Origin of the sequence: Sulfitobacter sp. TMED3 (assembly GCF_002167505.1) — a bacterium.
GTDB classification, from domain to species: domain Bacteria; phylum Pseudomonadota; class Alphaproteobacteria; order Rhodobacterales; family Rhodobacteraceae; genus Sulfitobacter; species Sulfitobacter pontiacus.
Window position 1 is genome coordinate 41910 of record NZ_NHBI01000032.1, and the last position, 7120, is coordinate 49029.

Here is a 7120-nt window from a genome sequence, read left to right on the forward strand (position 1 = left end):
TTTGTCGTTAAACTTTCATTAACCGCCGGTGGGAAAGTCTGAAGGGTTGCCCGACGGACCCCCACTGGCTAAGCACGGCGGGTGACAATCAGCGCGCGGTGGGGGCCTTGCGTGCTGTGACAGGGACGGAACAAGGATACCACGCGTGCGGACAAGGTTTGCAATCAAAATTCATTCGGCGCTTGAACGGTTTTTTCCCGAACGCCGCGTTTTTCTGAAATCCGATACCGACACACGCTTTATCCGCCTGCGCCCCGTTACCCAGCTTTTNGTNTTCACCGGGGCNTCNNTGTTTGTGGCCTGGTCGATCGTCGCCACCGCCGTGATCCTGATGGACAGCATCGGGTCGGGCAATTTTCGCGAACAAGCCAAACGCGACCAACGTACCTATCAGGCCCGGTTGAGCGATCTTTCAGCGCAGCGCAATGGGCGCGCGGAAGAGGCCGTTGCCGCGCAGGAACGGTTTAACGCCGCGCTGAAGCAGATTTCGGTCATGCAGTCCGAGCTGCTGCAATCCGAGACGCGCCGCCGCGAGCTTGAGACCGGCATCGANGTCATTCAAAGNACCCTGCGCGACACGATGAAAGACCGCGAAGCTGCGCGCACCCAGGTCGCCGAACTGGAAGGNGCNGCCGCCGGNGAAGGTAAAGCGACACGCGCCGCCAACGGATCCTCCGCCCCGATTTCCCTGCTGGCAGAGGCGCTTGAGCGTACCGCCGCCGAACGCGATCAGGTGGTGATTGATGCGCAAGACGCGCTNATCCAGGCGGATGAACTGAACCAGAAGCTGGCCTTGATGCGCGAACAGAACGACGCGATTTTCCGCCAGCTTGAAGAGGCGATGACCGTNTCTGTTGCNCCGCTTGANAAAATGTTCCGCAGCGCGGGCATGCCGACCGACCGGATGCTGGCCACAGTGCGCCGCGGTTATTCCGGTCAGGGTGGCCCGCTGATGCCGTTAAGCTTTTCCACACGGGGGGAGGCTCCTTCCCCNGACACCCTGCGNGCCAACCGTCTGCTTGGCCAGATGGACAAGCTGAACATGTACCGCATTGCCGCGCAAAAAGCGCCCTTTGCGAACCCNNTGAAATCCTCCTTCCGCTTCAGCAGCCCGTTCGGCTACCGCCGCGATCCCAAGACGGGGGGCCGCCGGATGCACAGCGGGACAGATTTCGCCGCCGGTATGGGCACGCCCATCCACTCCACCGCCGAAGGGGTTGTGACCCACGCGGGCTGGAGCTCTGGCTACGGGCGACTGGTTAAAATCCAACATGAATTCGGGGTCGAGACACGTTACGCACACATGTCTAAATTGCGCGTAAAAGTCGGCCAAAGGGTATCGCGCGGACAGCGGATAGGTGATATGGGAACATCAGGACGGTCTACTGGTGTCCACCTGCATTACGAAGTCCGTGTCGGTGGCAAGGCTGTAAATCCAATGATCTTTATCAAGGCTGCAAACGATGTTTTCTAAAAGCAAAATCAATGATCCCGCTCCTAAGTCCGACGCAGACACGTCCAGCACCGCTGCACCGTCATCCTCTGCACCGGCCGCGCCCAAGCAAAGCGAATTCAAGGCCAGCGCGCCCAAGGCAAAACCACCTGCCTCCGTGCTGTCCTCCGATCTGCACATCACCGGCAACCTGAAAACAACCGGCGACATCCAGGTTGAAGGCACCGTGGAAGGCGACATTCGCGCCCACCTGNTGACCATCGGCGAAACCGCGACCATCAAAGGCGAAGTGATCGCCGATGACGTTGTGATCAACGGTCGTATTGTGGGCCGCGTGCGCGGTCTGAAAGTCCGCCTGACATCGACCGCCCGCGTCGAAGGCGACATCATCCACAAGACCATCGCCATCGAATCCGGTGCGCATTTCGAAGGCTCCGTTCAGCGTCAGGACGACCCGCTGAACCCCGGCGCGAAATCCGCCCCTGCGCAAAAGCCGAACCCCGCGTCCTGATCGGACAAGGGTGATGAATGTGAAAGGGCGTCGCACTGTTGCGACGCCCTTTTTCGTTGAGATATCAAAATCGTCGGCTGCGAAGTGCTGCGCGACCAAAGCGGGGCAAAGGCGCAAGCGCCCCTGCCNTACGCGATGATTATTNGGTCACCTTGACCTCGACCATACGGTCGGGTGTGCCGGTGACAGCGCCGTTGCCGCCGGTCCCGCGCTTGATCGCGTCCAGCACGTCCAGCCCTTCGGTCACTTTGCCCACAACGGTNTATTGCCCGTTCAGGAAGTGCCCNTGGTCAAACATGATAAAGAACTGCGAGTTCGCGGAATCCGGGCTCTGGCTGCGGGCCATGCCGACGACACCGCGGTCAAAGGGGATGTCCGAGAATTCGGCAGGCAGGTCAGGCAGGTCGGAACCGCCCATGCCCGCGCGGCCTGTGTCCCCACCGGCCTTGCCAAATTCGACGTCACCGGTTTGCGCCATGAAACCGTCGATCACGCGGTGAAACACCACGCCATCGTATGCCCCTGCTTCGGCCAGCTCTTTCAGCCGNGCCACATGCGCGGGGGCCACGTCTTCGGCCAGATCGATCTTGATGGTGCCTTGCGCTTCNCCATCCACGGTGATCGCCAGACCATCCGCGAAAGCCGCCCCTGCCATCNCGGCAGAAGCAACGCCTGCTGCAATCAGATTACGCATCAGCGGCAACCTTGACGCTGATCATGCGATCAGGGTTCGCTGGCGGCTCGCCACGGGTGATCGCGTCGACATGCTCCATCCCCGAGATGACCTGACCGTAAACGGTGTANTGACCGTTCANGAAGTCNTTGTCTTTGAAGTTGATGAAGAACTGGCTGTTCGCGCTATCGGGGTTGGCGGAACGCGCGGCACCGATGCTGCCACGGGCGTGTGGCACTTTGGAGAATTCGGCTGGCAGGTTCGGCATGTCCGACCCACCGGTCCCCGCGGCGCGCAGGTTGAAATTGTCTTCCATGTTGCCGTTGGCCACGTCGCCTGTCTGCGCCATGAACCCTTCGATCACGCGGTGAAAGGCCACGTTGTCGTATTTACCGGCGCGGGCCAGTTCNTTCATACGCTCTACNTGTTTGGGGGCCACATCAGGCAACAGCTGGATGGTGACAGTGCCGCCCTTCAGTTCCATCAGGATCGTGTTTTCGGGGTCTTTGATCTCGGCCATGCCGGTCTCCTTTAAGAATTTCGTTGGCAATTACCTAGGACGTGCAAGCGCAATTGCCAAGCGGGTCCATTGACCCTGACGGCAATAACGGCAAAACACGACGGGAATTGTGGTTTTACACGAGGGACAAGATGGGCTGGAAAGCATTGGATGACATGGACCTGCGCGGCAAGCGGGTTCTGGTGCGCGTGGATATCAACGTGCCGGTTGAAAACGGCAAGGTAACGGACGACACCCGCATCCAGCGGATCATCCCCACCCTGCGCGACATTCTGGAACAAGGTGGCACCCCTGTGTTGCTGGCGCATTTTGGCCGCCCCAAGGGCAAACGCGTGCAGGATCTGAGCCTGCGTGTCGTCCTCCCCGCGCTGGAGGATGCCTTGGGCCGCAAAGTCGTGCTGGCCGAAACGCTCGAGGCCGCCGAGGCGGGCACCGAAGAGATCAACGCCGCCGATGTATTGCTGCTTGANAACATCCGTTTCTATCCNGGCGAGACCGAGAACGACCCCGATTTTGCCAAACGTCTGGCCGGTTTGGGCGATATCTATTGCAACGATGCCTTCTCTGCCGCGCACCGCGCCCATGCGTCGACCGAAGGGGTCGCGCGGCTCTTGCCCTCTTGTGCGGGTCGTTTGATGCAGGCCGAACTTTCGGCGCTTGAGGCCGCGCTGGCCACTCCGAAACGCCCCGTGGGCGCGGTGGTGGGCGGTGCCAAAGTATCGACCAAGATCGAGCTGTTGGAAAACCTCGTGAACCGGCTGGATCTGTTGGTGATCGGGGGCGGCATGGCCAATACGTTTCTGGGCGCNCANGGCGCAGATCTGGGCAAGTCCCTGTCTGANCCCGATTTTTACGACACCGCCAAGGATATTCTGGCACAGGCNGAAAAGGCCGGCTGCCGCGTNNTGCTGCCCGTAGATGGGCTTGTCGCGCGGGAATTCGCCGCCCATGCCGCGCATGAGGTCGCAGCCCTTGGGGCCGATACCGTGCTGGCNGCNGACCAGATGGTACTGGACGCAGGCCCNAAGACNGTTGAACTGGTCAAAGACGCGTTTGACGGCCTGAAAACCCTGATCTGGAACGGCCCCATGGGCGCGTTCGAGATCACCCCCTTCGACACCGCAACCGTCGCCGCGGCCAAGGCAGCGGCTGCGCTGACACGCAACGGCGCGCTGATCTCGGTGGCGGGCGGNGGCGACACCGTGGCCGCGTTGAACCAGGCNGGTGCNGCGGAGGATTTCACCTATATCTCCACCGCGGGCGGTGCCTTCCTTGAATGGATGGAAGGCAAGACCCTCCCCGGCGTCGCCGCCCTGGATGCCTGACCTTATCCCCCGCCAGTCGTGGCACAGCGATGCGACTGGCGGGAAANATATGCGACATCCTTGCCCAACCCCCTAAAAAGATGAACATTTTCTTGCCAATCGNAAGACGGGGGATTCCCTTCGCGAATCACCTGTGTCATACTGGGGGAACGTCCACTAAGAGACGATTAAAGGCAGATACATGAACCGCAGCAGCAAACCCGCTTTTGGCACTCTCTTGTTTTTCGCGATCGCCTTCGCGCTGAGCCTCTATTTCGCCTTCGCGGCGATTCAGGGNAACTACGGCCTGTTCCGCCGCGCCGAGATNGTGGCCGAAGCGCAGGATCTGCGGGTACAGCTTGCACAGGTGCAGATCGATGTGGCGCGGATGGAGAACCTGACCCATCGTCTGTCTGACGAATATCTTGATCTCGACCTGCTGGACGAACAGACCCGCAAGGTGCTGGGGATGATCCGCGCCGACGAAATCGTGATCCGCTGATACCCGCGCATCATCCGGCATAATCCCCCGCAGCGTCATAAAAAATTCACGCCCCGCCAGCAGGGTATTGCGTGACTTGTAAATGCCTCTCGCCATNATTGCTCGAATCCGATAAGAGATAGTTTAACGCTAAACTATTTTGCGCGTGCGCGGGACAAACTACGGAGGAATTGCCCCATGGCTGCCCAGAAACCGACGAAAAAGACAAACGCCAGCGCNGAAGAGCTCAAGGCCTATTACCGCGATATGCTGCTGATCCGGCGGTTCGAGGAAAAAGCGGGCCAGCTTTACGGCATGGGNNTGATCGGTGGTTTTTGCCACCTGTATATCGGACAAGAAGCGGTGGTTGTCGGGCTTGAAGCCACGNCCAAGGACGGCGACAGCCGCATCACCACCTACCGCGACCACGGGCATATGCTGGCCTGCGGCATGAACCCCGACGGGGTGATGGCCGAACTCACCGGCCGCGAAGGCGGCTATTCCCGCGGCAAGGGCGGGTCCATGCATATGTTCTCTAAGGAAAAGAAATTCTANGGCGGCCACGGNATCGTGGGCGCGAACGTNCCCCTTGGCGCGGGCATCGCCTTTGCGGACAAGTATAAGGGCAACGACAACGTTACCTTTACCTATTTCGGGGACGGTGCCGCGAACCAGGGTCAGGTCTACGAGACGTTCAACATGGCCGCCCTGTGGAAACTGCCGGTGATTTTCATCATCGANAACAACCAATANGCCATGGGCACCTCGCAGCAGCGCTCTACCTCCAGCGCTGAAATCTGGGAACGCGGCAAGGCTTTCGGCATCCCCGGCGAAGCGGTGGATGGNATGGATGTGCTNGCNGTCAAGGACGCGGGCGAACGCGCGGTGAAACACTGCCGCTCNGGCGACGGCCCCTATATTCTGGAAATCAAGACATACCGCTACCGCGGGCANTCCATGTCGGANCCGGCCAAATACCGGACCCGCGAAGAAGTGCAGAAAATGCGCGACGAACGCGACCCCATCGAACAAGTGCGCAACATTCTGCTGGAACATAAACACGCCAGCGAGGACGATCTGAAAGCGATCGACAAAGAGATCAAGGAAATCGTTAACGCAAGCGCGGAGTTTGCCAAAGAAAGCCCCGAACCCGCGGCGGAAGAGCTTTGGACAGATATCTACGCAACCGAAGTCCCACAGGAGGCTTGAACCATGGCAATCGAAATTCTCATGCCCGCACTGAGCCCCACAATGGAAGAAGGCACGCTTGCCAAATGGCTGGTCAAAGAGGGCGACACCGTATCCTCGGGTGACATCATGGCCGAGATCGAAACCGACAAGGCCACGATGGAATTCGAAGCCGTCGACGAAGGCACCATCGGCAAGATCCTGATCGACGCCGGCACCGAAGGCGTCAAGGTCAACACCCCTATTGCCGTGCTGCTGGAAGAAGGCGAAGACGCCTCTGACATCGACAGCGCNTCCAGCGCCGCACCGGCNNNACAGNCCAANGCCGACGANAGCGACGACGCCAAATCCGACAAGGCACCCGCCGCCGCCAAGCCCGACGCCGAGGCCCCGAANGCACCGGAAACNGACACCACCCCCGACTGGCCCGAAGGNACCAAGCTGAAACAGCAGACNGTNCGCGAGGCCCTGCGCGANGCCATGGCCGAAGAAATGCGCCGNGACGANGANGTGTTCCTGATGGGCGAGGAAGTCGCCGAATACGAAGGTGCCTATAAAATTTCCCAAGGCTTGCTGGACGAATTCGGGGCCAAGCGGATCATCGACACGCCGATTACCGAACACGGGTTTGCCGGTATCGGTGTGGGTGCTGCCTTTGGCGGGCTGCGCCCCATCGTCGAATTCATGACCTGGAACTTTGCCATGCAGGCGATCGACCACATCCTGAACTCCGCCGCGAAAACGCTGTATATGTCTGGCGGTCAGATGGGCGCACCGATGGTCTTCCGCGGACCGAACGGTGCCGCTGCCCGCGTCGGCGCGCAGCACAGCCAGGATTACGCCGCGTGGTACATGCAGATCCCCGGCCTCAAGGTGGCGATGCCCTATTCTGCCTCCGATGCCAAAGGTTTGATGAAAACCGCGATCCGCGACCCCAACCCCGTCGTTTTCCTTGAAAATGAAATCATGTACGGCAAATCCTTCGATGTG

8 protein-coding genes are annotated in these 7120 nt (G+C 60.1%); 6 read left to right on the plus strand and 2 right to left on the minus strand.

Annotated features, from left to right (window positions below; genetic code table 11):
• Positions 1–145 precede the first annotated feature (145 nt).
• Positions 146–1474 carry a M23 family metallopeptidase gene (locus CBB63_RS08990; protein WP_286698893.1) on the plus strand — a complete coding sequence of 443 codons (1329 nt, stop codon included), beginning with the start codon at positions 146–148 and terminating at the stop codon, positions 1472–1474.
• A complete protein-coding gene (locus CBB63_RS08995; RefSeq protein ID WP_286698894.1) occupies positions 1464–1964 on the plus strand; it encodes a bactofilin family protein in 501 nt (166 codons plus the stop codon). Before CBB63_RS08990 ends, CBB63_RS08995 begins: the two co-directional genes overlap by 11 nt.
• Before the next feature lie 139 nt (positions 1965–2103).
• Here CBB63_RS08995 and CBB63_RS09000 read toward each other — a convergent pair whose 3' ends face one another.
• Positions 2104–2658: a peptidylprolyl isomerase gene (locus tag CBB63_RS09000; RefSeq protein WP_286698895.1), complete on the minus strand. Its 555-nt coding sequence runs from the start codon at positions 2656–2658 to the stop codon at positions 2104–2106.
• Positions 2651–3157, minus strand: a complete 507-nt coding sequence (locus CBB63_RS09005) for a peptidylprolyl isomerase (protein WP_286698896.1) — start codon at positions 3155–3157, stop codon at positions 2651–2653. The genes CBB63_RS09000 and CBB63_RS09005 overlap by 8 nt, the downstream gene beginning before the upstream one ends.
• Before the next feature lie 131 nt (positions 3158–3288).
• Between CBB63_RS09005 and CBB63_RS09010 the strand changes: the two genes are divergently transcribed.
• The 4 genes from CBB63_RS09010 to CBB63_RS09025 all read left to right on the plus strand — a co-directional run.
• Positions 3289–4482 (plus strand): phosphoglycerate kinase, encoded by a 1194-nt coding sequence (locus CBB63_RS09010; RefSeq protein WP_286698897.1) that lies wholly within the window; start codon positions 3289–3291, stop codon positions 4480–4482.
• Positions 4483–4663: 181 nt separating this feature from the next.
• Positions 4664–4963, plus strand: a complete 300-nt coding sequence (locus tag CBB63_RS09015; protein WP_286698898.1) for an FtsB family cell division protein — start codon at positions 4664–4666, stop codon at positions 4961–4963.
• Between the two features lie 177 nt (positions 4964–5140).
• Positions 5141–6151, plus strand: a complete 1011-nt coding sequence (gene pdhA / locus CBB63_RS09020; RefSeq protein ID WP_286698899.1) for a pyruvate dehydrogenase (acetyl-transferring) E1 component subunit alpha — start codon at positions 5141–5143, stop codon at positions 6149–6151.
• 3 nt (positions 6152–6154) lie between these two features.
• Positions 6155–7120: pyruvate dehydrogenase complex E1 component subunit beta (locus CBB63_RS09025; protein ID WP_286698900.1), on the plus strand; the 966-nt coding region annotated here is incomplete at its 3' end.